The organism is Virgibacillus sp. CM-4 (genome assembly GCF_000445495.1).
In the GTDB taxonomy this organism is placed as follows: domain Bacteria; phylum Bacillota; class Bacilli; order Bacillales; family Amphibacillaceae; genus Virgibacillus; species Virgibacillus salexigens.
In genome coordinates this window covers 580,854-606,844 of record NZ_AUQA01000006.1, presented here as the reverse complement: position 1 = coordinate 606,844, position 25,991 = coordinate 580,854, and the positions used below count along the sequence as shown (strand labels likewise).

Below are 25,991 nucleotides of genomic sequence, written 5' to 3'. Positions count from 1 at the left end.
AACGTCATTGTATTACTTGATTTGTTTAGAGTAATCAAATCTAGCTTCTCTTCAAGATGTTTCATTTAATCCTCCACAATGGAGGCAGATCTGGAATAAGAACTTGATCAATCGATCCGATTTGACGGAAAGATAGCATCTTAAAGGATATTTTATTCATTTGTCGAATTTCTTACTAAGGATAATAATTAAGGAAGATCTCTGTTAAAAGAAAATTGGAAAATTACTTAGGTTCTATCGGGATATAGGCTTTGAGTCATCGGTCATGGGTAGTGAAGAACAGCCTGTCATTGTGTTTGGAATATTAGGGGAGAATCAGTTTGCAGTTTGGTATTATTTCAAATGTACTTATGACTTTTAGTTTTTTACTTTGGTTATTTAATTGCTGGAAATTCTAATGTATAACTCTTTACATTAACGGGCGCCTATCTGGGGTAAGAGGCGCCCTTTCTTCTGTATTTGTAGAACAAATTTATGATAGCGCTGGAGGAAATAAGGATGAAGATTAAACGGATTGTTGCCAATGTGGAAACTCAGGATTTTACAAAAGCTAAGCACTTTTACGAGGAAGTTCTTGGACTTGATCAATTAATGAATATGGATTTTATTGTAACATACGGATCACATGAAAAAATGGAAACGCAAATTAGTTTCTTTTCAGAAGGTGGTTCCGGCACTCCGGTGCCCGATTTGTCAATTGAAGTTGATGATCTTGATGATGCATTAGCCCGCATAAAAGAAGCAGGTATTCCAGTTGAGTATGGACCGGCTAATGAGCCATGGGATGTACGCCGTTTTTTCGTTAGGGATCCGTTCGGAAAGCTTGTCAATATTTTAGTCCATCTATAGATGAATGCTTTAAAACCTGTATATCAAGATGCTATCGAGCCAAACTCTAAGAGTCAAGAGAATACCTTTAAAGGGGCCCTCTTAGCCTATCTTTCCGAATTGGTTCAGCATATTGTCAGCCACGGCACATATCATCGCAGAAATCTTACGGATATGATATGTCAACATGGTTATTCGAGTTCACCTACTGAGTATGCTTTGTATCCTTATGAAATCAACTCAACGAAAAAGTTTTTTAAATTCTATACGGATGGTAAATAAAGTTTATATCTAACTTTCGCAATCGAGCGCAAGAACAGAATAAGGGGAAGGAGGGTTATTTCTTGTCAAACGGATTACTTCATCATATTGAGATATATGTTTCCGATTTAAAAAGGTCAATTGATTTTTGGTGTTGGTACCTTGAGGAACTAGGATACGAACCTTTTCAAAAATGGGAAAGTGGACAGAGTTGGAAAATAGAGGATACCTACATTGTTTTTGTCCAAACAGAAGAACGATTTCTTGACGTTCCATATCATAGATGTAGAGTAGGTTTAAATCATTTGGCTTTTTATGCGGACTCACGCCAACACGTTGATGAGATGACTAAGAAATTGAAGGATAAAGGAATTACCATACTTTATACAGAGCAGCATCCTTTCGCCGGGGGAGATGAACATTACGCCATTTACTTTGAAGACCCAGACAGAATAAAAGTAGAACTCGTAGCACCTTAAAAGTTCTGCATACAGGCGCTTTTTCCCGGATAGGAATCTATGCTCTATGTTAGAACAAAGCCATTTTGTGGAATAGGAAAATATTCAAATTCGCCTAGAGAGAAGGATTATTATGAAATTTTATATTTTTGATGTCTTTGCTGGGAACAAATACCAAGGAAATTAATTGGCAGTCTTCCTCCCTGAAGGGGGTATAAGACAAGAGGAAATGCAAAAGGTTGCAAAGGAGATGAACTTTTCTGAATATAATATTAGGATTACAAAAGAATGGGGGATATAATGTAAAGGTTTTTACCCCTGATTCACAGATACCATTTGCAGGCCATCCGACAATTGGTACTGCTTATGTCATTCAACGTGTGATTGAGAAAGATAAAAAATGAAATTAAACTGAATTTTAAGGTTAGAACAAGTCCCAGTGGAATTTAAAGACCAAAATGTATGGATGGCACAGAGGTAGCGATTAATCCGAATTTAGCATATTACTAATTTGAGAAAGTACTAAAAGATAATGTTTTATTCATTGATTTAAAAGAAATGGTAAATAGATATAAAACACAAGGCCTTTGTGGGGATCTTTGTAATCAATTATTAGAAAGTTAGCTGAAAAAGTAATTGTTCCATATAGGGCTCGTTTATTAATAACGTGTTTTTTTCCAAACTTCAATTTTTAAAGGAGAAAGAATGTACATAAGAACAGAAAGATTAATTATACGTAATTTTGAATTACTTGATTGGGAAGAAGTACATACGTATACTTCCCAAAAGAATGTGATGAAATATATGCCAGAAGGTGTATTAACGAAAGAAGAAACAAAGGAGCTTATTAAGAAAAATCTTGGTGATTCAGCTGAGAAGTTCCCAGTAATACTAGCTGATGAAGATAGTTTAATCGGGCATTTAGAGTTTTTTAACTATTTTGGTAATCATTCTTATGAAATAGGGTGGGTATTTAATCCTGAATATTATAATAAAGGTTACGCATCCGAAGCTGCATCTGCAGTAATAAAATATGGCTTTTCGGATTTAAAGATACATAGAATTGTAGCTACATGTCAGCCAGAAAACATTCCTTCTTATCGTGTAATGGAAAAGATTGGAATGAGAAGAGAAGGTTATTTTAAAAAATGCATCCCTCATGGTGATCAATGGTGGGATGAATATTCCTATGCTATTTTAAAGGAGGAATGGGATAAGTAAATGTTTTCAATGCTTTTTATGTATTAAGTGATATAACTTCTATCCTTTTTCCTTACAAAGATTTCAATTCTTTGCAGAAGCCTTAAATCTTTACTGAAAAAACATAAGAAACGATTTAAAGATATCAAGCGGTTACTAGATATACGTTTTTAATATTAATCCATAAATAAAAGGGTGCATTCCTTAATAATAAGGATTCCTTACGCCATAAAGAAGGGAGAAATCGATGCTTAGATTACGTATAGGCTTGGCTATTATTTTCTTGTTACCTATTTTGGGGTGTTCAAGTTCAATTAATGGAAGTGATGAAAAAACTAATGACATTTATACAGGAAGTGTCTATTTCAATGGGACAATCAATGAAATTACAGGTAACACGGCGCTCGTGTACGGTAAATTAGGAAGTACAGAAGGTAATGTATTTGTGGATCTTTCCGTGAATAAAGTTGATAAATTTCAAGTTGGGGACAAGATAAATGTTGAATATGATGGCATTATTTTAGAATCGCATCCCGCTAAAATTAATACACTTTCTGTCGAATTGATGGAGTAACTATAAAGAAGGTTTCCTGACAGACAAGGAACCTTTGTTGAATATAAAATCGGTGTTTATCATTGGGGCGTAATGCTGAATAATTAAGATTTAAATAATAATATAAAACTTTAGAAATTACACACTAAAGGGGTATTTATTTAATGGATTTATTAGAAGTTCTAAATTTAATAATAGTTGTAATTATTATTATGGCGATATTTATCACGTTTTTACTTCAATTGGGCCATTTCATCGGATATAAACAGTTAGTAATCCTCGTTAAAGAGGATTCTCTTTTGCTGATGATGTAAAGTATATTTGACATTTTAAGTACATATGATATGATGAAAATATGTAAAATATTTTTGACATTTCGGATGAGGAGGAATGAAATATGGATTGGATTTTTTTCACTTTATTCATCATTGCTTTGATGATTAGTGTGATTTTAATTATTTTTACGCTTGTATCTTTGACGCCTTTGGGAGACGAAAGAAAAAACTTTATCAAAATGAAAACCCAATCTTACACGTTTGCAGTAGTTATCGGATATGTATTAATCGAGCTTTTTAGAAAAGGATATTTGAACATTGAGATAGAAGGGGCATACGAAGGGATAAATCCATTTACTTTTCTTGTGACAATATCAATTGTGTATTTGATCTCATTATTATTTTTCAAAAAGAAGTACGGTGGTTAAATGAAAAATTATATTAAAGAGTTAAGAAGTTCTTCTAAATTATCTCAAGCAGAATTGGCTAAAATTTGCAAAGTATCCCGGCAAACAATTAATGCAATCGAAAACGACAAGTATGACCCTACCTTACAATTGGCTTTTAATATAGCAAATGCATTAGATACTACGGTGGATAGGCTATTTGTCAATAACCCCAAATATTCAAAAACCTGAGACCGGATGTTTATCAGTATGCGAAGTAGAACTTTGCCAAAGTCCCCCCTTAACCAGACGGTCGCGATAATCGAACAACTGTATGCTGGGATAGAACCGTTTTATTGAATAAGGCTTAAGCAGTGGGTTGGATTCTAATTTGAATCTGCCCTTTTTTTGTTTTTAATATTGACCAACAAACAAACACACACATATATAAACTTTTATACGATTATATTTTATTTTAATTTTGTATAATTTTACTTTACTTTTATATAAAAATAATTTATGATGCGATTATAGAGGAAAAAGGAGGTTAGCGACTTTGAAGGAGGATTTTGAAGATTATATTGAAAACAAAGTGTACGAACATAGGGTTTTAAAGAGAATGTCACAAAAAGAGTTGGCGGATGCTGTTGGCGTGTCTAAACAAACCATATTTGTTATGGAAAAAAATAATTACTCCCCTTCTCTTGTTTTAGCTTTTCGAATAGCTGATTTCTTTAACGTAGATGTTAACGATATTTTTACTTATGTGAAAGGCAGTGATCAAAATGAAAATTGAGTCTGTTTTTAATCCTTTAAAAACCTGGGTGGAAGAATCAACTGCTAATTGGAATATGCTTATTGGCATCGGTTTTGTAATGCTTTTAATCGGATTGGCTCTAACGTTCGTATTTCTACTAAAAATGGGAAAAGCTGATGAAAGAACAATTCAAATACAATTAAAAAGTACCCTTATTATGTTATTTGGAGTAATTTTATGCGATATCATTTTCCCAAAAGAATATATGTGGCAAATTTTCTTCTTATTTAAATATTCATTTGCATTCATCGCTTCAGGAATATATCTAGCTTTTCGATATAAAAAAGATTTTTTAAACTAAACAAGAGGATCAGATATTTGAAACGCAATTATCTAAACACAAAAACACATAACATTATGCTAGCTGAGGCTGATCATCAATAAGAGGAGACGTAGAACTTAACAGTTCAACTAAAGGGCCAAATTGTGGAGTAGCGCTTAAAGGAAAATACAGTATTTTTCAAAGATATGGTTAAGGATTTAATGGAAATAAGGGAAGTTTAGTTGAAGAGCTGTGTTAATTTTAAGCCCAATAATACGTCCATTTTTTTGGAAAAAGTTAAGATACAATAGAAAATGAATAGGATCTATATGCTAAACTTTATGTAGGGGTGTAAATATGAAAAATATTTCCATATTAATTGCTGATGACGAGGAGGAAATTGCTGATTTAATTGCTTTTCATTTAGAAAAAGAAGGGTACCAGTGTTTTAAAGCATCGGATGGACAAGAGGCTGTTCGTTTTGTCGAGACTCAGGTCTTTGATTTGCTGATTTTGGATATTATGATGCCGAAAATGGATGGATATGAAGTAACTCGTCGCATTCGCGAACAGCATAATATGCCTATCATATTTTTGAGTGCTAAAACTTCTGATTTTGATAAAGTACAGGGGCTGGTAATTGGAGCAGATGATTATATGACTAAACCATTCACCCCCATTGAATTGGTTGCTCGTGTAAATGCTCAATTGCGACGCTTTATAAACCTGAATCATCCCCAAAAGGATAATAAAACGCAACTAGAATTTGGTGGGTTATTGATTTCCCCTGACCAACGCACGGTTACTCTATATGATGAGGACATTGAGCTAACACCAAAAGAGTTTGATATTTTGTATCTACTGGCCAGTCATCCAAAGAAGGTTTACAGTGTAGAAAATATTTTTCAGCAGGTGTGGGACGAAGCATATTTTGAGAGTGGGAATACCGTTATGGTCCATGTTCGTACAATAAGGAAAAAGCTTAAAGAAGATAATCGAACACACAAATGGATTAAAACTGTGTGGGGCGTGGGGTATACATTCAATGGTTAAATTCTCAAGAAGTTTTCGTTCCAAAATGATTATAATATTTGGCTTAAGTATGCTACTGTCAGGTACCATCACGTATATCATTTATAAAACCCTTCAATATTTTTATTACACGGTTGTTGATTATAAAAGTCCATTAGCCCATTTCCGTCAAATCATTGGAGAAATTGGAGACATTAACTTTTTTTTACTAATATTTATCCCACTTTCGATATTGTTTTTCTTCTTACTCACGAAGCGCTACGTGACCTATTTTAATAATATTTCTAACGGAATTCACTATCTCGCTCAAGGCAACTTTAATCACCGTGTTCAAATCCTTTCAGATGATGAATTCAGAGATATTGCGCAAGATATTAATTTAGCTAGTGAAAAATTGAAACAGGCAACTGAAAAAGGAGAATTCTCGGAAAGCAGTAAAGATCAGTTAGTTGTAAATTTAGCTCATGATCTGCGTACACCGCTCACCTCTGTATTAGGCTATTTAGATTTAATCCTTAAGGATGAAAATTTGACGAAAGACCAAGTTAAACATTTTTTAACGATTGCTTATACTAAATCTCAGCGTTTAGAAGGTCTTATTGATGAATTATTCGAAATAACGAGAATGAACTATGGCATGTTGCCAATTGAACAAAAAAATATTAATTTAAGTGACCTCCTTAATCAATTGAAAGAAGAATTATATCCTGTCTTTACGAAAAATGATTTGATCGCCCGAATGAATATGACTCCTAGCTTACCTATTACCGGTGACGGAGAGCTGTTAGCACGTGTGTTTGAAAATCTTTTGATCAATGCGACTCGGTATGGATACGATGGTCAATTTGTAGATGTTAATGGCTATATTGAGTCGGGAGAAGTGGTTGTACAAGTTGTGAATTATGGAGATAGTATTCCTGCGGAGGAACTCCCGCATCTCTTTGATATGTTCTATACTGGAGACAAAGCAAGAACTCAACACAAAAATAGCACTGGTCTTGGATTGTTCATTGCGAAGAATATTGTAGAGCAACACAGCGGATCAATTACTGTTCAAAGCAGCTTAACACAGACAGTTTTTAAAGTTCGATTACCAAAAGGAAAGTGAAGCTTTACGAAATAATGAAGATAGAATAACTTCAGATACCTGATTTAAGAAAAATTTAAAATTTACCCCACTCTTTTTTTAAGAAGTTTTCGCTATCCTTTTAAGCAAAGAGAAAATAGGAGGAAGCTAAAATATGAAGAAGTGGGGATTTTTAATTTTATTACTAGTGTGCTCATGTTTCGTTTTCGCAAATAATGTTTCTTTTTTTGAATCAAAAGAAGATATAGCAAACGTAGAAGTACAAGAGTATGATCAAGAAGAGGATAGAAAGGTTTATGATAATATCCAAAAAATAAAGATTATAGAAGAACAAATCTATCAAGGAAATCTGCTTTTAGTCAATAGTGAATATCCTGTTCGCCAAGAAGGTATTAAATCAGATGTCGTCAATCTTTTTACGCACAATGAATTGGTAAAGGGATTCGGATTGTTATATAACGATACGTATTTGTCAGTGGATATAGCACGTGAATTTTCAGAAATGATTACTGCCGCAGAAAAAGAAGGAGTTGATAATTTTTGGATTACTAGTGGCTATCGGAATTTTGATGATCAAAGGCAACTTTATCAAGAAAAGGGCTCTGGTACTGCTTTGCCAGCCGGATATAGCGAACACAATTTGGGCTTATCGCTTGATGTAGGAACCACTCAAACGACGATGGCTAAAGCACCTGAAGGGAAGTGGATAGAAGAAAATGCTTGGGAATACGGGTTCATTTTACGCTATCCAGAGGATAAAACGGACATTACTGGCATTCAATATGAACCGTGGCATATCCGCTATGTTGGTTTGCCTCACAGTGCGATTATGAAAGAAAAGAATTTCGCTCTAGAAGAATATTTGGATTACTTAAAAGAAGAAAAAGCCATTTCTGTTAGTGTGAAAGGGGAAAAATATCAGATCTCTTATTATGCTGTTAATAAAAATACGACCATTCATGTGCCTTCCAAACTTCATTATGAGATATCAGGCAACAATATGGATGGTGTGATTGTGACAGTGTTTCCCTGATAGGCATGCACTAGCATCAGCATCGCATCAATGTTGATATCAATACCAATTTTGTCGATAATCAAATTACAAAAAGTGCTTTTTCCACTACCGTTATTACCTGCAAATAAAAAGAATCACCGTCTTTATTTAAATATATCAGATTGGTGGTTTAGTTATAATATTTTTTGTCTTTTAATTTGTTTTCTTCACATTCTAATGAGTATCGATCAGTGTTCAACAAAAGGCGCGCTTGTCGAACAAGGCATACTTTTTGAATCCATATTCTGGAGTAAGAAAGATAATAGATAGTTCATCTTGAATTTGTAAGTATGCCATTAAAGTTGCGGTTTAATTTTAAATGAACTGAATATTATTTATAATTAAATTAGGAAACGAAAGGAGGGAAGAAATTGATTAAAGGAATTTATGAAGCACATTTACCTGTCAGTAATCTTGAAACATCTATTGAGTTTTATAAAAAATTAGATTTAGAAATTGCATACCAACAAGAAAACTTAGTATTTTTCTGGATTGAGAAGGGAGAAGCTGGTTAGGGTTATGGGAGACAGATAAAGTTAATACACCTTACCATCCCTCATTAAGACATTTAGCCTTACAAATAGATAGAGAAGATATAAAGAGTATTAAAGAGTGGTTAGAAAAAAGAGGAATAACTGTCTCAACTAATTTTGGCTTTCCACCTGAAAAACAGCCATTGGTACTACCGAATAATCCTCAGGCTCATGCAGCTATTTATTTTAAAGACCCCGATGGTAATAGTCTTGAATTAATTACTCCTTTGAGGATAGATTTCGAAGAACAATTTAACATGATGACTTTAGAAGAATGGGAAAAAGATAATAAGGTTGAGAAGTAGTGTACGTAAGCTATAGGGGAAAAGCAGTAGATTGTTTTTACTATTATCTTGAAATCAAGTCTTCCATAAGGGCGCAAAATGGAATAAGAATTTGCTCCTGTATTGTGCATAAGGGCCTAAAAAGGAGTTTTTACTTATGATGGAGAACCCTACAATATAAAACTATTCTTAACAAAGAGAAAAAGAAAGTAGGAGTCGTATGGTAATACTGGGAAAAGTGGTGTACTTAAGACCAATCAAAGATGAAGATTTCGAAAGTATTTATAATTCTTGTCAGAATGAAGAGTTCCTTTATATGACTGGAACTCGTAAGACATTTACACTTGATGAAATCACAGAAAAGTATAAACAGTTCAGCAAAGACCCTACGCGCTATGATTTCGCCATTTGTCTGCTAGATAATGACCAGATTATAGGTGATTTATCCATTTTAGAAATTGATTCAGATAATAAAAAAGCAGGGTTTAGAATATCGCTACATAGTCGAAATACTGTAAACAAAGGTTATGGTACTGAAGCAACTCAGCTTGCACAAAAGTTTACTTTTGAGGAGCTTAATTTAAATCGTTTAGAATTAGAGGTGTTCTCTCACAACATTCGTGGCATTAAAGCATATGAAAAAGCAGGGTTTAAAAAAGAAGGGACACTAAGGCAATCACTATATATGAACAATACATACTCTGATGAAATTCTTATGGGAATGCTTCAAAAAGACTATAAACAAGGTTTGTCGTAGTTCTTGTGATACCAGTCGTATTTGGATAAATTACAGTTAAGCAATCGGGCGCTTTAACGTAATAACACAAGCAGAAAATGATCAAACTTTTTTATGAAAATTCTCCGGAACGAAATATTTTGAGAACCTGTTTTGATCAATCTTTTTTCAAAAACAGGTTCTGATCTTTTTATTGAATCAGACTTTACAGCCCTATTTTAAACTAACAAAAGTTTCCTCTGTTCGATTTTATTTCGTTTCTGATAGAGGTTAGCTTTGCCATTTTGTTATCGTTCGGTTGACAAAACCGTCAATCTTTTTTATATCTTTTTTACCTTCGGTAAACGCATAAATAACGGCAATAATGATTATAATTTGAAACGTATTAAAATGTCCTGTTCTCATAAAATCGAGAATACCGAGTGTCAATAGCCACAAATCACTTAGCAACCATAGTAAAATAAGATATTTATTTAGCCGGTTTAGTTTGAACACATATCTTAACAATAAAAATCCAATGATACTGCCCCAAAAAATAATTTCCCCTGCAACAAAAAAATACCATTTGTAATCAAGAATGAAATCGATAACCAATCGTTGCCCTCTTGTTTAATTGTATTTTTAATAAAAAATACATAGAACCCTTGTCCTATTAGAATAACAAACCAAATAAATGTGATAAAGATCCCTGTTTGCTCCTGGTAAAACCATATTTCACCTTCCAAAATAGATTGTTGTATACTAGAAAAAAATTGAGGCATAGATTCCGTTCGTAACAACATATTGATGATGATGTGAATAACGATAAACAACGTTATATGTTTTATAAAATCCTTGTGAGCGCTCGTTTCTCTTGGTAAACTCATGATTTATCAATCTCCTCTTGACTTAAGTAATACAAAGTTTGGTCCATATATTTAATGAGCTTTTCATCTAATCCAAATATAATTTGGTTATTTTTGTTGGTGGAATCAATAAAGTTAAAATATTTTTCTTGTAGTTTTACATCTCCTTTGAACCAACTAGATATACAATGCTTCCATTGTTTTGCAAGTTCTTGCGCGATAGGTGAGCTGGGGTGGGCATGCATATTCTTACGTGTTTCTTTAATAAGTTCGATTGTCCATTGTATACGTGAGTCGTCACTTCCTATTAAGGGTAGCTGTTCAAGAATTTTTATTTCATCAACAGTAAATATATCTTGTGGAAAAGTTGCTGGTATTTCACCATCAGTAAAATCAGTTCTATCCAATCTCTTTATCAATTCAAAAATATGCGCTTCATTATAGTGACCAGACATTTCAATTGTTTGGGACATACTCCTTAAAATAAATTGTTTTCGTCTTAATTCATCAATCTTGTTTGATGCAAAATTTTTTTTGTTCACTTAATGAATGAATCCAAGCATCTTCCGGTTTTATAGGAGCTGCTTTTTCACTTTTGTCAAGTAATTCTTTAATCTGATCTAACGTATAGTCCATTGATTTTAACGCTAGAATAGTCTGAAGTTTTATTAACGCTTTAGTATCGTAATAACGGTAACCACTATCTTTGACTTTGGTCGGTTTCAAAAGTTCAATTTGGTCATAATAATGCAATGTTCTTCTGCTCACATTTACTCTATTTATGATCTCTCCAATCGAATAAATAGGATTCAACTCCTCATCCATCATTCTTATTTTATAGCGATTATTGTTATTATTAACATTAACGTTAACGTGAAAGTCAAGTTGAAACACATTTTATCAGCTAATAAAATCTAAGACTATCAAGAATTGTGCACAAATCTGGAATAAGAACTTGAACAATAGGGTCATTTAATGATGTAAATTATATTAAAATTAAAATAATTGAAAAGTGAAGAAGGAGCATTCTAATATGGGCCCAAATTTGGAAGTTATGCGTATTTTATTACCTGTTTTAATAGCAGGTGGGATTGCAGTATTTGTAGGTATCAGGGTGAAACATAAATATAAGATAGGTAAGCTGGGTAAGAAAAAATCAAAAGGTACTCCATATTTATTAGATAGTTTAGTACCACTTGGAATGATGGTCGGCTGTGCTACTGCTATACTTCTCAGCCTATTTTTCTCAATCTCCCTACTATCTACAATTGGCTTGGGAGCAGGGATAGGTTTATTATTGGGGTATTTTGCTTATGAGATTTATAGCAAAGAAAAAGAGAATTATTCATAAATAGCTTTCTTCCAGAAACGGGCGCAGTTGAAAAGATGGTACTTTCCTATTTGAAATGTATACTAAATATTACAATTTTTATTAAAATTAATTAGTTTGAGAAGCATGCAATTGGACTATAAATAATCACCATTCATAAAAGGGCCAGTTTGTGGAAGTACCATTTGTTTACCACAGTTCTACAATAATTTTTAACACGTTAGAAAATTTGCTTTTCCTTCCAAAATTCATTTCAAGAACTTATCCGACTTTTTCAGCCGCTTCGGGTTGTTTTTAATTTTGATGATTTTTTCTACAATTAATTTTTTCTTATCCTGATAAGATGTGTTAGATTGTTGATTTATTAGTAAACTTAACTTTTCAATAGAAAAGCCTACAGATAAAAGTGATTTCATATCAACTAGAAAGTCAACAATCTCTTCAGTATATGTACGATAATTTCAACCCTTTTAACTAATGAAGATAAATCCAAATTTGGTGGCTAAGAAGAAGGGTAGGGGACAAGCGAGTTTGGATGGAAAATCCAGAAAGAAGAGGATGCAATGATAGCAAATGTTGGTGTCGTAAAAGGACTAGATTGTGAAATACTATTTTACTGGAATCGCTGCTGTACTAAAAAAGGATTGCCTTGGTGGCAATCCTTAATCCCCACTGTTTTTAACGGCATTTCCAACGGATTTTTCATTTCGGTAACTGGCAGCTGTTCAATTAAAATAGCTGGTATTTAAAGCATGAAAAACATTTGAGCTCACGTAGCGGCATTGTTACTTTTAATGTAATTGAATCATGCCCATTTTGTAGTTCTCCTTTATCTTTACTATTTAAAGCGACAGTATTTGTAGTGATTATTATTTTATTTTATCCTCTAAATGTGCTATGAATTTTGCGGGATTTCCGCCGACAATGGTATTAGGTTCGACATCTTTCGTAACGACTGACCCAGCCGCAACAATGGAATTTTCACCAACTGTAACTCCCGGAAGAATGGTTGCATTAGAGCCGATCCAGGTTCTCTCCTTCAATATAATTGGTTTCAAATACATGGTTCCTCTATTTAATGGATTATAGTTATGGTTTATGGTTGCCAAAACAACATTATGGCCAATTAAACTTTGATCTCCGATGAAGATTTGGCCTTGATCTTGAAAACGACATCCAGAATTAATGAACACGTTTTTCCCTATTTTAATATTTTTCCCGAAATCAGTCGTGAATGGTAAAAACAACGAAAAGTCTTCATCTAACTCCTGACCGACAATTTGTGAAACTTGTTGCCTGATCTGCTCATTTGTATAAACACCATTATTCAAGTGTGTACACAAACGTCTCGCTTCATCGGATACTGCTACCATCGCCTTATTTACTTCTGAACCAGCATGGATCACACCCTCATTTCTCATTTTGAATAAAAGCTTTTCTAGTTCCATTTTATACGCTCCCTTCTAGTCTGTATTTCTCACTTAAATAAGTGCTCGCTACCCGCTGAGTAGATAGGAATTTTGTGCTGAATCGATGATTATTCCCATCTATTTATTCACTATTTGGCTTTTTTAATCGCCAATTATGCTTCTTCGCGCGGTGTGACTTTCATTGTCGGACTGATTGGTCACTGAGTCATCATTGGAGGTACATATGGACTCTCCCCATACTTTTCTCGATAAGCTTGATTAATATTTTCCGTTAATTATGCGCCCGTTTCAATCGGTATATAGTAAACGGAATAGGAAACTTCTTTGATAACCATTTGTCCCACGCCTTATTCAATGGCGGATTGATACCATCTGGAACGTTGTCCGTTATAAGCGCGAACATATAAATTGCTATCAACTACAACTGACCAAATCCATGTCGGTGTTCTATACGTTTTGCCATCACTATAAAAGGGAGACATGAAAATCGTCTTGATTACTAAAAAATTCTAATTGTTCATCTGTCCATCTAGTCATCGCTGCCTTCCTCTCGTTAATTAAATCTGATAGCCTCTTTATTACCAAGGTTGTGTGGTCGGCCCAATCGTAAATTCATTCACATTGGTATCCTCCGGCTGATCGATTGCAAATGCAACAACATTGGCAACACGGTCCGGACCGATTTGATACTGATTGTACATTGCATTTGTCCCCTCTGCGGTTTCTTCATCTGTGATCGTTTCCAATAACTCCGTTTTGATGGCAGCAGGGTAAATGGTTGCTGTTCGGATATTGATTCCTTCTTGTGCGGATTCCATACGCAACACTTCCATTAAATCGCGAACAGCCCATTTCGTTGCACCATAGACGGCACCACCAGGATAAGCTTTGAGTCCAGCTACTGAAGAAGTTGTAATTACATGACCAGATTTTTGTTTCTTAAATTCCGGAAGAACTGCTTCAAGACCATTTAAAACACCTTTTAAGTTTACATCAACCATTTGATTCCATTCATTGCTCTTCAGTTCGGACAATGGGGAGTTCGGCATTAAACCGGCATTTAAAAAGATGACATCGACTTTGCCAAATTCCGTTTTGGCTAATTCAACTAACTTCTGACTATCTTCTATTTTTGTAACATCCGTTACCTGGTAAATGGCTTCTCCTCCGTTATTTGAGATAGCTTCCGCTAATTCGTGTAATTTATCTTCACGACGAGCCCCTAATACGACTTTCGCTCCTTTTGATGCTAATAATTTTGCGGTAGCCTCGCCAATTCCTGAGGAAGCACCTGTAATAATAATTACCTTGTCTTTGATTGCCATAATACTCTCTCTCCCTTTTAGCTATAATTCCAAGAGAATACGCTTGTATAAATTTGAATAAGAATTTAAGTTAAAAATATCCTCTATTCATTTCACCCCTTCCGTTTTTCTCTTAAAAAAAGTTTAAACCTTATAGTTAACTCTAGGTCAATAGATAAGTTTATGCATTTTTCAGATGGCTTTGACTATTAGCAAGTACCTTGATATAATCACTTTTATGTTTAGAGTTAACTCGAAATCTAAATTGTGAAAAAGAAAAGGGGGAGAAATGATGAAGACATATTCTATAAGCGAGGTTGCTAAAGAATTAAATCTTACCGTATATACCTTGCGTTACTACGACAAAGAAGGACTTCTGCCTTTTGTAGAGCGTACAGCCAGTGGAACAAGAGCGTTTAAAGAATCCGATATTGACGCTTTAAAAGTAATTGAATGTTTAAAAGCCACTGGAATGCCTATTAAGGAAATAAAAAATTTTATTGATTGGTGTTCTGAAGGAGATTCCACTTTGCGACAGAGATTTGACATGTTTATGGAGCGAAAAGCTACGGTAGAATCACAACTGGAGGAATTAAACAAGACTATGGAACTCATCAAGCATAAATGCTGGTATTACAAGACAGCTTTGGATGCCGGGACGGAAGATATTCATAAAAATGATAAAATAGAAATTCCTATTAACTAATGAACAAAATATAGTTTTCAATTATTCCTTAGAGACCGTCAAGTGCGATGACTTGAGGATTGGGAAAGTGCAACAGAACGGCAGGATTATTAAATAAACGAGAATTCTGATTATAAAGGTAGAAGAACGATCTTCCGTTAACGGGCGCTTATCAGGAATAAGAACACATCTATTATTGTCTCATCGCACCGGAAATCATATTTTTTTGAACTTTTTAATGCTCGGATCGGCCCGTTTTTTCTTAATTATTTCAGAGATAATTTACGTGATCCTTAGGGAAACAATCGAAACAAACAATCTTTCAGAAATTAGATCACCTATTGTGTAGTATTTTGTATTGTTATAATAAAATACTTATTGCAGGAATTTTCCATTGAAACATTTTTACTATAATGCTAACATAACTTTAATTGAATATTTCCTTTAATGCAGTCCAGAGAGGCTGAAAAGGGTGATATAAGCTAAACATCTGATTATGGTATATCGATGGATATTTATGCCCTATTGTCCTTTATGACAATAGGGCATTTTTTATGTCTGCATGTTGGCTGGGGTATTTATTATTAACTTAGTCTTGTGAGGCTTGGATAGAGAATGGTAGAAAAATTCACACCCCATTCCCTTCAAAGCAAGGATCAAAATTTATTTCAAAAAATTGGAGGGGAACGTATGAATTATCAGAAAAAAACAGTAATAGCATCTGTAGCAGGTTTAACATTAGAAGGTATGGACATTATGTTTATCTCTTTTGCCATGTCGATGATTATTACACATTTTAATGTCGATTTAGCAACAGGTGGACTCATATCCTCTATTACAAACACAGGAATGCTTGCTGGTGGAGTGATTTTTGGAGTTTTAGCAGATAAATTTGGTCGAGTACGAATTTTCACTTATAGTATTTTTCTCTTTGCAATCGGTACTGCTTTAACTGGGTTTGCCACAAATATTGAACAGATTTACGCTTATCGATTTATTGCAGGTCTTGGTGCTGGTGGAGAATACGGAATTGGCATGGCACTGGTTGCAGAGGCATGGCCAAAGAATAAACAAGGTAGGGCATCTTCATATGTAAGTCTAGGTGCTCAATACGGTGTCATTCTCGCAGCGCTGCTAAGCGCTATGATCCTTCCAGCCTTTGGATGGAGAGCACTGTTTTTTGTTGGATTAGTACCGGTGATTTTTGCATTCGTTGTGCGAAGAAATTTAGATGAGTCACCAGAATGGGTAGCTGCTCAAAAACAAAAAAAGCTAGACAACAGGAAAGAAAAAGGCAGGTTAATCCAGTTATTTGATACACCTAGAGCTACAGCGACGACAATTTCTTTAGCGATCATGGCAACTGTTCAGATTGCGGGTTATAATGGTTTGATGATTTGGTTGCCATCCATGTTGCAACAATCACAAGGATTATCAGTTTCAAGCTCCGCGATTTGGACAGTTGCTACTGCAGCTGGAATGATTATTGGAATGCTAACCTTTGGACGATTTATGGATAGATTTGGGGTAAAACTTTCCTATGGAGTGTTCCTTCTTGCTTCTGCATCAGCTGTATATTTATACTCGTATGCGGAAGGAAGTGTAGGCGTACTAGTTGGTGGGGCCATCGTAGGATTCTTTGCAAATGGAATGTTCGCCGGGTATGGAGCTTTAATTAGTAGTCTTTATCCAGTTCAAATTCGAAGTACTGCTACAAATGCAATTTTTAACTTTGGTAGAGCTTTAGGAGGCTTGTCTCCAATCCTGGTTGGGTATATTTTGCAAGAATATGATATGGCAGTAGCGATGAGTTACTTAGCAGTTTTATATTGCCTATCCTTTATTATTATGCTTACTTTAAAAAGTAAACAGTCAGAGGGTAGCGTCGAATCGCAGCGTTCTGCTTAATTGAATTAATAACCGTTCCGTGTTGATAAACATTTCATAATGGTCGTGCGAACAATTAAGTGCTTCCTTCTGAAACGGGCCAGATTGTGGAATAAGTGCTAATGATATATTGAGTAAAATAATGTTTCAGCCTCTAGTCTGAGGAATTTGAGTTCAATTAATAATACAATTTATTATGAACGATATATTTATGGGGGCGGATCATTATAAATGTAAAAAGCATTAAAAAGACCATTAATAAGTTTTGTTATCACAAGTTATGTAATATTTTTTGTGTTTTTTATGGTAATCGGTATAAGTATCATTTTAGGTGCACCTGAGAGCGTAACAAACATCTTGCAAATCATCTCTGCATGGTCAACAACCTTAGCATTTGTTATATTATTCAAAAAGATCTATCCGGGATTAAGATTAAAGGATTTTGTAAAAGAGCAATTTGCTCCAAAAATTAGGCTTTCAGTTCTTAGCATAGCAGTAATTATTCAAGTAATAATCATCGCTGTGACTATATTTCTTCTATCTATTACAAACGATACTCAAAACTTGGCTTTGTCATTTACAGGTCTTGGATTATTGTTTTTTGCATTCCTAGATACTTTAGTAAGAGGACCTTTAGGCGAGGAACTAGGTTGGAGAGGATATGCTTTAAATGAACTTCAAAAGAAGTACTCTCCTTTAAAATCAGCCCTAATAACAGGTGGTTTATGGGGGGGTTGGCACACGCCACTATGGTTTGCATCGGGCTATACCGGAATGAATTTAATCAAGTACATTGCGCTTTTTTTGATTGGAATTATATCTTTTTCGATTATTGTGACGCTGTTCTACAACCTAAATAAAAACCTGGTGATACCTATTATTATTCACCAACTATTTAATTTTTCTCTGGTGTTGATTAAAGGAGATTTATTAGACATTTTGGTATATGTTATGCTTACTTATTTTGTTACCGCAATTATATTAATTGTTATAAATCCTAAGGAAGTTCTATACAAAAAAAGCATATGGAATTGATGTTAAGAAATTACCAATTTAATTATGGAGGTCTTGTGAGATTTTACATCAAGAAATAAACATAAATCAATCTTGATTGTAGTTTCTTCAACAGTTGGGCGCTTTACCAGAGTAACGAAAAAAAGTCCAATTTCTCAATTTTACTGAGAAATTGGACTTTTTATATTGTAATTTCCTTAACGTTGTAAATCCGCATTTTCCTGACGCTACCCTATTAAGTCCTTCCTTTCTGGAGATAGTTTACCGTACGGTCATTATTCCTAGAAGCCGGATTCTTTATGCATTCAATTTTGAATATTTATGAGTTTTGCAACACCCTATCCTCCTAAGATATAATTTTAAAAAAAGATATTTAGTGAGGTAGTGTTATGACAGGTGATATGCTAACAAAAAGTTTGGATTCTAGCTTTGGTAAAGTAAAATATGATGTACAGGGACAAGGGCCGAATATTGTTCTCGTTCATGGTACTTCATAATCTACATTTAATTGGAGACATATTATTAATGCCTTGAGTAATTGGTTTACTGTTTACTACTATGACCTTATAGGGGATGGAGAGTCAGAAAAAGGAGATATCGATGTTTCTTTAGGATCCAAAATGGAGCACTTAGCGAACTTCTATCTCATTGGAAGCTAGAAAACCCTTACATCATTGGGCATGATTTCGGCGGTTCAACAGTTTTAAGAACCCATTTATTAAATGAAGTTTCATTCAGTAAAATAATACTTGTAGATCCTGTCGCTGTAGCACCGTGGGGATCAACATTCTTCCGTCATGTAAAGAACTATGAGGATGCTTTTCAAGGTATACCTGAATATATTCACGAGGAGATCGTATCGACTTATGTGAAAGGAGCAATGCACAAAGAAGTAAGTGTTGAAACGCTTGAAGGTATAAAGAGACCTTGGTTAGGTAAACAAGGTCAAGAAGCTTTTTATCGACAAATTGTACAAGCAAATCAAAAATATACAGATGAGGTAGAGCCACTGTACAAGTCAATAAACGTGCCAGTGTTAATCTTATGGGGCGAAGAAGACACTTGGATTCCCTTAGAGAGGGGTCAGAAATTGCATGAGAGGGTTTCAACATCTTCATTTGTAGCAGGACATCTGTGCAGGAAGATCAACCAACAACCTTGTTATCTCATATATTGAAGTTTCTTCTATAATATTCTTTCAACAATCGGGTGCGATTGTCGTATTATGCATATAAGAACTTTGGGGTTGGAGAAATGGGTAGAGATAATGAAACTCCTGAATTAAGGCGAGAAAGAATAAGACAGCATGAATTGAAAAAATCTTTTAGCAGTATTCGCGGAAGTAATCTTTCTGATAGTTGGCGGATTGAATTGGAAGGTAACTGGAATAATTATTCTTGTATTAATATTAGGCATTGCGGTTTACGCTACTTCGTTCCATTAAAGCGCTTTCACCTAATACGTGTCAGTATCACAATAAGGGCAACTTGTTCAATACGCAATGGGGGATTGATATGTCGAGTCAAACTGGTAGCGATTGGTTATAAGATAAAGGGTTATCTAATACGGATATTGATTTTTTCGAAACGTTTTTAACCTTTATACCTACTGCTAGACTACTTAGATTTTAAGTAATTTTAATTCTTTTGTTAGAAAATTCCGAGGAATATGGAACTTAATCAGTAATAGCTACGTAAAAGCGTGTTAAGGGAGAGAGCGGTCAATGAAAAAAATTATTAGCTGGTCGATAATATCATCAATAATAATTGCTATAGCTGTGTGGGTTGCAAGTATCATTTTCACTTTTTCATATAGTGAGTGGAGTTTTTTTATTGGTCTAGCCTTATCAGTGATAATTTTCTTTTTTAATAGTAGTAGTGGAGGAGCCTTTTCAAAAGGAGCGGCTTTGGAGACAAGCGAGTTTGAATGGAAAAACCAGAAAGAAAAGAATGAAATGAGAGCAAATCTTGGTGTCGTGTTCTATGGATCTGTTCTTTATACGATTATCAGCTTAATCGTTATAATTACCTTATATTAATAAACCTAAGTGCAAAATCGCCAGCCATTATGTTTATTACCGAAGAACAAAACGACAAGATTTAAATTATAATTAAATAAAAAGTAACCTTTGGTGACTATAGGGAACCCTGAAATAACCGTTAATAAGTTAAAGTGCGCAATTATGCAAGAATCTAAATTCGAGAAAATAATTTTTGGGTGTTGAAATCTATGCATTTGTTTTAATTGTAGACATTTTGGAAACTTTAAGGATTCCAACCAACAGAGTCACACAACTTAATAATGTATGATAGAAATAAAGCCATTCTTCAATTGAAGAATGGCTGATTATTTAATATTCTTGTTCTAATGAACTATATTTAATATTTATTAAATATATAATCAGTTTTTGTTTTTAATTTAGCAAAGTTGCTTTTAAATTATTATTTGAGGACTACTTTTTGGGGATTTCTGTTGTGTATCTATTGTTGCCGTCAACAATTACAAAAAAGGATGAGTGAACTGATTTAAAAAATAGTTACTTAGCTATTAAAAGATAAAACTTGATGTTTTAACAGGCGTGATAAGCAAGAATTGCGCTCTTTTTTTATTTGAAGTTCCATTTTATGGAAAAAATGAAACCATGATTAAGAACTGACGTAAGTAATAGAAGGGGAATTATTTATACCCTTATGGTTAGTGAAGAAATGAAATTTATTTTGTTTGTTTCCAAAAACTGGTTCTAATAAAGAATAAGTATTATTGAACTCTAGGGCATATAGGGACTACTCGTAGATATCTTAACAGACGGATAAATGTGTTGATATATATGTTATTATAATAAATTGCTTTAATATTTTTTAGAATTACAATCAGTAATGAAACTTTATGAAAAATTCAGTAGATAACATGGAGCTTCTGTTTTCACATTTCATTTAACGCTTTTTGGGAGTTTTTTATATATTTTATAACTAATTATATTCTAAGTGAGAAGGCGCTAATAGAATAAATACATGCAAATTAATGTAAACGTGGAGGGAATCTTAAAAAATAGTTATTAAGCAAAAGAGTAAGAGGGTGTTTAGATGAGTAAAAATACTTGATAAATGGGATGTTATTTTGTGGATTGTTTTCGTAATGTCTTTGATTATAAGTTGGGTGGCTGTAGGAGTTCTATTTTATGAGATGATTGAAAAAAATTCAATTGAAAATGCATTACATTTCAAACAAGATATATCTACTAGGAAGTCTATGAAGATATAAGTATTTAAATTTTGACTCTCGGTTTCAGTTATTGGACTCTGTAGCGGATAGAAAGTAGTACATCAGTATTTGGCATGTCACAGTATTTCTGGGAGGCTAGTATGTTTAAATTGAATATTGAAGTACCATTATTTTTTTGTTTTTTTAACAGTAAAGCAATTAATCTTACATGATAATACTAATTGGATACATAATATAGGCATTTCTATTATGTGTTTTTTATTTTATAATTTTTGGGAATGGTCGAAAAAACCATACGATTGGAATAAAAAGAAAAAAGATAGTAAAGGCAATTTTGCGAGACGAGCTAATAGTCAAAGTTGGGGGAGTGATAGCTGCTTTAGTAATGATCTGTTTAAAAAAACGGGCGCAAATCAGGAATAAGGATGGACGCTAAATTTCTTTATAGGGCCATTTTCACAGAACAAGGATGGGGTAAAAAGGCAAAGCAAAAGTTATACTTTTAGGTTATTTTCTACTGTTTCCAATAATTTGGTCTAAATTGCGGCATCGAACTACTAGTGATTGGTTAAGGAATAAGGTACCTAATACTGATATTAACTTTTAGATTTTTTGCTAAGGAACTGAACAATAAATTAAATGATATTATAAAACACACTTCAAACGTCTTTTCCTGATAAAAAGGCAGCGATTGAACTCAACTTAACATCAGTTTGAAGAATGGCTGCAAGATAATGGAATAGACATTGATTTAAGTGATATGCTGACTTTGATGCGTGAATTTATATAACCAGCTATTAAAAGTCAGTTATACCGTTAGTGGCCGTAAAAACGGAATAAAGATTGGCATCCAACCTTGCGGAAATAGGCCAATTTATTGAATAAGCATACAAAGGGGAGTATGTATGTCAAAGTATTTCAAAGGGAAATTTTTAATTTCAAAAATTATGTTAACTATTATACTCCTAAGTATAATAACACTATCTCAGTACGGAATAATTTCTAATACATTAAATTCATTTTTGACGGGAATAGCTCTTATTGTATTTTTTCTTGTGGATAGTAACTTGAGAAAAAATGAATTGTATTATTAAACAAAAGGGCGATTTTCTGGAATAAGAACTTGATCAATCGGGCTAGATTAGACTTTTTATGGTAAGTCGAAATAAATATTCCGGAACGGTGAGAAAAGGAGGATATTTTGATAGATACTATTATATTAATTGGACCAATTTGTGCGAGAAAAAGTACGGTAGCTGAAGAGCTTTCAAAAAACCGGAATTCATCGACGGCCAATGGATGATTTGATTATTATAAAGTAATGGATTTTAGTAAAGAAAAGCAAAATGAAATACGTGAAAATTATGGTTATATGGCTATGTATGAGTATTGGAAGCTATTTGAAGCACATGCAGTTAAAAGGGCGTTAGAGGATCATCCCTATTGTATTCATGATTTAGGTGCGGGACATACCGTTTACGAAGATGAACATTTATTTAAGGAATAAATAAAGGGTGTCCTAAATAACTACGAAAATGTATTCTTATGCTACCAGGTCTAAATGAAAAGGAATCCATTAATGTTCTAAATAAAAGATTAAAAAGATGTAACCACTAACAAAGATACGTATAAACTTAATGAACACTTTGTTAAACACAATTCTAATAAGCTACTAGCTAAATACAGCATTTACACAAATGTCAACTCAAGAAGAGTTTGCTGATAAGATAATTCGAATATCTAATAATAAGTAGGATTGGATTCTATGACAGTTGCTTAAAAGACCGCTGTAGTTATTAAGTGAGGAATTAAATTCTTCTTCATTTATGCCTTCAAAGGAATAGAATATGTTCAGCAGTAAGGCCATTTTGTTGAAAAGGTTTAGGGTTTTAAATACATATTTATACTGATTTTATGTTAAATTTTCTGTTGAGCTAAAGAAGTAAGGTAGTGGAATAAAAGTGCTTTTCTAATAAAAAACAAAAGGGGAAGAGTATGGGGAATTGGTTAACTGAAATTATGAGTGAGTTTGGTTATTTGGGAATTATGTTTTTAATTGCTTTCGAAAATATTTTTCCTCCAATACCATCTGAAGTAATACTAACGTTCGGAGGTTTTATGACAACCACATCTAAACTTAGCATTATCGGTGTAATTACATCAGCAACAGCAGGTTCCGTTATTGGAGCTATTGTACTATATATGATTGGTTTACAACTTGATGTAGCAAGGCTAGAGAAGATTGTAGGTAGATGGGGGCATATTCTTCGTATAACAAAAAATGATATTCGTAAGGCTGATTCTTGGTTTGATAAATATGGTCCTTGGACGGTCTTCTTTTGTCGTTTTGTTCCTTTAATTCGTAGTTTAATTTCTATTCCTGCTGGTATGTCAAATATGAACGTTGGCTTATTTCTGTTATTTACCACAATAGGAACTTTGATATGGAATATAATTCTCGTGTATCTAGGTGCTTTAGTAGGGGACTCTTGGGAAGTGATTGTAGAATATATGGAAATCTACGCAAGACTGATTTACGCTATACTATTTTTAAGCGTTATTATTTTATTATATTTATTTATAAAAAGAAGACGGTAGGGGATGAGTTACTTTCAATAATAGTTAAATGCAATTAGTTACCAAAAGAAGAAATTTTAACAGACGTGCGTCCTTTATGGTTAAAAATCTTCTTAGATAAGGCAGGTGATAAAATGGGAAGATGGCTATATGTATTTTATGCAGTAGCATTAGCGGTGATCTCTATATTTACAGGTGAAATAGTAACCTTTATTATGCTTGGGTTTATTTTGATTAGTCTTCAAAATATTCATTCCACCTTAAAAGAGTTAGTGAAAGTTAATAAGGAAAAAGTTTAAGTAGTAGAAGCTGTTTTGTTACATTTCGTACATTCAAACAGCAGAAGCTTATTTAAATAAGTAACTGTGTCCAATTTTGGTAAAGGGTTTTTAATAGTGGCCTGTAATCTGAATAAAAATCAGCATCTAAACGACATTAATAAAGCCTTATGATAAATTGAAATGGAAAGAGTTTTTGACTTTTTAACGAGGTGATAGCATTGGATATAATCAGATGGATTGTTCCGTTATTTGTTGCTCTAGTGATATTCCTGATAATTGGCTGGTTCACTGGAAATAAGGAGTATGGCGCAAAAGATGATGAACGATCTCAACTCATCAAACAGAGGGCTATCGTAGGGAGTTGGATTTTTTTATTGATAATGTTAGTTATAAATATTATTTTTAACTTTTTCGGCTTAAGAACTGGATTACTTAAAGGCGCACCGTTTAATCATCCGGAAATATTTTATTTGATTATTCTGGTCGTTAGCTATTTTATTTACTATCGGATTTACAGTAGACGGTTGAGCAGCAATGAATAATAAAATTCAAGAACTTCGAAAGGCAAAAGGGTTTACACAAGATGCCCTAGCAAAAAAATGTAAAGTAACACGACAAACAATTAATGCCATCGAAAATAATCGATACGATCCTACCTTGCAGCTCGCTTTTAAAATAGCCACTGTGCTTAATACAACAGTTGATAATTTGTTTACAAATTAAGCTAAGAAGAATTAGGAAACGGATCATTTCAGCTATTTCGCAACCGGGCTGGGCTATAACGAATAACATATTCATTGAGGAAGTCCTTGTTGACCGAAAAACAAAGAGGAGGAGGTTTATTGAAAGGAACTACTGCTGCTAATGAGTTTGAAAATACGTTAGATGCTGTTAATAACCTTACCGAGACGAGAGGATGCTAAATCATTGTTAAAAATAATTTATGGCTTTGAAATACTGCAACCACTGGAGATGGCGGGGATAAAATGAAATTAGAAGTTGTAGGTAAGGTATCAAATATTTATAAACGTATTGCTGAATTAGACAATTTGAGAGAGGAGAGAGTAAAAGTTCTAAAAAACTGAATAGCGTTTAGGTATTTTAAAATCGGCGCATAGGCTTGATCAATGTTTTTTTTATCCATATTTGTATTAGCTTCAGTATTGGGATTTGCATATTTAATCAAATCAAAAATAATTAAAAATAATACATATGGAAATACCTATACGAAACTTTTTCATTAAAAACCCCCACTTTTGTTACTTATAAGGAATATCCTAAGATAAGGATTATTCATCCCTACAAAAGTAAGCGACAATAATATTGCACTTTTGATTTGAATATATTGATTTGTATCTGAAAATCAATTTAAAACAAATAATCTTTTCCGAATTTATACATAAACTTGTTTTGAAAAAACCCTGATTTTTTAACTTAGTGATAAAATCAGGGTTTGTTTTTTTAGAATGTAATTATTTCAGAATGTCATCCACTTCATCTAATTTTAAACTATATAAAAGCAATGAATTGGCTATAAAGGAACTTGAGGAAGAAGTAAAGCCTGAAATCGAAGGAAATGAAAGAATAAGTATAACTATTTGGATAAAAATCCCAATATCACTGTTTCCATGTAGGAAAATTCTGATACAA

Annotated in this window: 31 protein-coding genes and 2 pseudogenes; 27 read left to right on the top strand and 6 right to left on the bottom strand. The window is 33.5% G+C overall.

Annotated features, from left to right (window positions below; translation table 11 throughout):
- Positions 1–498 precede the first annotated feature (498 nt).
- From M948_RS36340 to M948_RS36280, 15 genes and pseudogenes are all read left to right on the top strand, one after another.
- The gene (locus M948_RS36340; protein WP_021291439.1) at positions 499–849 is read left to right on the top strand and encodes a VOC family protein; all 351 of its coding nucleotides are present in this window, start codon (positions 499–501) and stop codon (positions 847–849) included.
- Positions 850–1,110 (top strand): DinB family protein, encoded by a 261-nt coding sequence (locus tag M948_RS42915; RefSeq protein ID WP_021291438.1) that lies wholly within the window; start codon positions 850–852, stop codon positions 1,108–1,110.
- A gap of 62 nt (positions 1,111–1,172) precedes the next feature.
- The gene (locus tag M948_RS36335; RefSeq protein ID WP_021291437.1) at positions 1,173–1,568 is read left to right on the top strand and encodes a VOC family protein; all 396 of its coding nucleotides are present in this window, start codon (positions 1,173–1,175) and stop codon (positions 1,566–1,568) included.
- A gap of 239 nt (positions 1,569–1,807) precedes the next feature.
- Positions 1,808–1,951 carry a PhzF family phenazine biosynthesis protein gene (locus tag M948_RS44020; protein ID WP_155974822.1) on the top strand — a complete coding sequence of 48 codons (144 nt, stop codon included), beginning with the start codon at positions 1,808–1,810 and terminating at the stop codon, positions 1,949–1,951.
- Positions 1,952–2,252: 301 nt separating this feature from the next.
- A complete protein-coding gene (locus M948_RS36330) occupies positions 2,253–2,768 on the top strand; it encodes a GNAT family N-acetyltransferase (protein ID WP_021291435.1) in 516 nt (171 codons plus the stop codon).
- A gap of 226 nt (positions 2,769–2,994) precedes the next feature.
- Positions 2,995–3,321, top strand: coding sequence for a DUF3221 domain-containing protein (locus tag M948_RS36325; protein WP_021291434.1), 327 nt, complete (start codon positions 2,995–2,997; stop codon positions 3,319–3,321).
- Positions 3,322–3,697: 376 nt separating this feature from the next.
- Complete coding sequence (locus tag M948_RS36320; protein ID WP_021291432.1) at positions 3,698–4,003, top strand: hypothetical protein; 306 nt, start codon at positions 3,698–3,700, stop codon at positions 4,001–4,003.
- Entirely contained in the window at positions 4,004–4,213 is a 210-nt protein-coding gene (locus tag M948_RS36315) for a helix-turn-helix transcriptional regulator (protein ID WP_021291431.1), read from the top strand.
- Positions 4,214–4,517: 304 nt separating this feature from the next.
- Positions 4,518–4,757 (top strand): helix-turn-helix transcriptional regulator, encoded by a 240-nt coding sequence (locus M948_RS36310; RefSeq protein WP_021291430.1) that lies wholly within the window; start codon positions 4,518–4,520, stop codon positions 4,755–4,757.
- Entirely contained in the window at positions 4,747–5,079 is a 333-nt protein-coding gene (locus tag M948_RS36305; protein ID WP_021291429.1) for a hypothetical protein, read from the top strand. Before M948_RS36310 ends, M948_RS36305 begins: the two co-directional genes overlap by 11 nt.
- A 318-nt stretch (positions 5,080–5,397) precedes the next feature.
- Complete coding sequence (gene vanR / locus M948_RS36300; RefSeq protein ID WP_021291428.1) at positions 5,398–6,093, top strand: vancomycin resistance response regulator transcription factor, VanR-F/VanR-M family; 696 nt, start codon at positions 5,398–5,400, stop codon at positions 6,091–6,093.
- Positions 6,086–7,180 carry a sensor histidine kinase gene (locus tag M948_RS36295; protein WP_021291427.1) on the top strand — a complete coding sequence of 365 codons (1,095 nt, stop codon included), beginning with the start codon at positions 6,086–6,088 and terminating at the stop codon, positions 7,178–7,180. Before vanR ends, M948_RS36295 begins: the two co-directional genes overlap by 8 nt.
- Before the next feature lie 133 nt (positions 7,181–7,313).
- Positions 7,314–8,192 carry a VanY-A/VanY-F/VanY-M family D-Ala-D-Ala carboxypeptidase gene (gene vanY / locus M948_RS36290; RefSeq protein ID WP_021291426.1) on the top strand — a complete coding sequence of 293 codons (879 nt, stop codon included), beginning with the start codon at positions 7,314–7,316 and terminating at the stop codon, positions 8,190–8,192.
- A gap of 392 nt (positions 8,193–8,584) precedes the next feature.
- Positions 8,585–9,051, top strand: a pseudogene (locus M948_RS36285) (VOC family protein).
- A gap of 199 nt (positions 9,052–9,250) precedes the next feature.
- A complete protein-coding gene (locus tag M948_RS36280; RefSeq protein WP_021291423.1) occupies positions 9,251–9,787 on the top strand; it encodes a GNAT family N-acetyltransferase in 537 nt (178 codons plus the stop codon).
- Positions 9,788–10,266: 479 nt separating this feature from the next.
- Here M948_RS36280 and M948_RS42585 read toward each other — a convergent pair whose 3' ends face one another.
- From M948_RS42585 to M948_RS36270, 3 genes are read right to left on the bottom strand one after another with little or no spacing between them, the layout of a single operon-like run.
- Positions 10,267–10,632, bottom strand: a complete 366-nt coding sequence (locus M948_RS42585) for a hypothetical protein (protein ID WP_021291421.1) — start codon at positions 10,630–10,632, stop codon at positions 10,267–10,269.
- Entirely contained in the window at positions 10,629–11,084 is a 456-nt protein-coding gene (locus M948_RS36275; RefSeq protein ID WP_021291420.1) for a hypothetical protein, read from the bottom strand. The genes M948_RS42585 and M948_RS36275 overlap by 4 nt, the downstream gene beginning before the upstream one ends.
- A 34-nt stretch (positions 11,085–11,118) precedes the next feature.
- Positions 11,119–11,505: a MerR family transcriptional regulator gene (locus tag M948_RS36270; RefSeq protein ID WP_155974808.1), complete on the bottom strand. Its 387-nt coding sequence runs from the start codon at positions 11,503–11,505 to the stop codon at positions 11,119–11,121.
- Between the two features lie 139 nt (positions 11,506–11,644).
- Here M948_RS36270 and M948_RS36265 point away from each other — a divergent pair, with 139 nt between their 5' ends.
- The gene (locus M948_RS36265) at positions 11,645–11,962 is read left to right on the top strand and encodes a hypothetical protein (protein WP_021291418.1); all 318 of its coding nucleotides are present in this window, start codon (positions 11,645–11,647) and stop codon (positions 11,960–11,962) included.
- Positions 11,963–12,810: 848 nt separating this feature from the next.
- Here M948_RS36265 and M948_RS36260 read toward each other — a convergent pair.
- The 3 genes from M948_RS36260 to M948_RS36255 form a co-directional block, all read right to left on the bottom strand.
- Positions 12,811–13,389 (bottom strand): DapH/DapD/GlmU-related protein, encoded by a 579-nt coding sequence (locus tag M948_RS36260; RefSeq protein WP_021291417.1) that lies wholly within the window; start codon positions 13,387–13,389, stop codon positions 12,811–12,813.
- A 329-nt stretch (positions 13,390–13,718) separates the two neighbouring features.
- Positions 13,719–13,853, bottom strand: coding sequence for a DUF2255 family protein (locus tag M948_RS43695; RefSeq protein ID WP_231378687.1), 135 nt, complete (start codon positions 13,851–13,853; stop codon positions 13,719–13,721).
- Positions 13,854–13,949: 96 nt separating this feature from the next.
- Positions 13,950–14,696: an SDR family oxidoreductase gene (locus M948_RS36255; RefSeq protein ID WP_021291416.1), complete on the bottom strand. Its 747-nt coding sequence runs from the start codon at positions 14,694–14,696 to the stop codon at positions 13,950–13,952.
- A 271-nt stretch (positions 14,697–14,967) separates the two neighbouring features.
- Between M948_RS36255 and M948_RS36250 the strand changes: the two genes are divergently transcribed.
- From M948_RS36250 to M948_RS36195, 11 genes and pseudogenes are all read left to right on the top strand, one after another.
- On the top strand, positions 14,968–15,381 hold the full coding sequence (locus tag M948_RS36250; protein ID WP_021291415.1) for a MerR family transcriptional regulator: 414 nt from the start codon (positions 14,968–14,970) through the stop codon (positions 15,379–15,381).
- A 669-nt stretch (positions 15,382–16,050) separates the two neighbouring features.
- A complete protein-coding gene (locus M948_RS36245) occupies positions 16,051–17,268 on the top strand; it encodes an MFS transporter (RefSeq protein ID WP_031335557.1) in 1,218 nt (405 codons plus the stop codon).
- A 282-nt stretch (positions 17,269–17,550) separates the two neighbouring features.
- Positions 17,551–18,282 carry a CPBP family intramembrane glutamic endopeptidase gene (locus M948_RS36240; protein ID WP_021291413.1) on the top strand — a complete coding sequence of 244 codons (732 nt, stop codon included), beginning with the start codon at positions 17,551–17,553 and terminating at the stop codon, positions 18,280–18,282.
- Positions 18,283–18,874: 592 nt separating this feature from the next.
- Positions 18,875–19,438, top strand: a complete 564-nt coding sequence (locus M948_RS36235) for an alpha/beta fold hydrolase (protein ID WP_196806078.1) — start codon at positions 18,875–18,877, stop codon at positions 19,436–19,438.
- 77 nt (positions 19,439–19,515) lie between these two features.
- Positions 19,516–19,705 (top strand): annotated as a pseudogene (locus M948_RS43690) (DUF6366 family protein).
- Between the two features lie 279 nt (positions 19,706–19,984).
- Entirely contained in the window at positions 19,985–20,299 is a 315-nt protein-coding gene (locus tag M948_RS36230; RefSeq protein ID WP_021291411.1) for a hypothetical protein, read from the top strand.
- A 2,505-nt stretch (positions 20,300–22,804) separates the two neighbouring features.
- Positions 22,805–22,990, top strand: coding sequence for a hypothetical protein (locus M948_RS42580; RefSeq protein ID WP_021291406.1), 186 nt, complete (start codon positions 22,805–22,807; stop codon positions 22,988–22,990).
- Between the two features lie 488 nt (positions 22,991–23,478).
- Positions 23,479–24,081 carry a DedA family protein gene (locus tag M948_RS36210; protein ID WP_021291405.1) on the top strand — a complete coding sequence of 201 codons (603 nt, stop codon included), beginning with the start codon at positions 23,479–23,481 and terminating at the stop codon, positions 24,079–24,081.
- 113 nt (positions 24,082–24,194) lie between these two features.
- A complete protein-coding gene (locus tag M948_RS43480; RefSeq protein WP_188941966.1) occupies positions 24,195–24,359 on the top strand; it encodes a hypothetical protein in 165 nt (54 codons plus the stop codon).
- Positions 24,360–24,550: 191 nt separating this feature from the next.
- A complete protein-coding gene (locus M948_RS36200) occupies positions 24,551–24,883 on the top strand; it encodes a hypothetical protein (RefSeq protein WP_231378686.1) in 333 nt (110 codons plus the stop codon).
- A complete protein-coding gene (locus tag M948_RS36195; RefSeq protein WP_021291402.1) occupies positions 24,876–25,064 on the top strand; it encodes a helix-turn-helix transcriptional regulator in 189 nt (62 codons plus the stop codon). Before M948_RS36200 ends, M948_RS36195 begins: the two co-directional genes overlap by 8 nt.
- Positions 25,065–25,991: the final 927 nt, after the last annotated feature.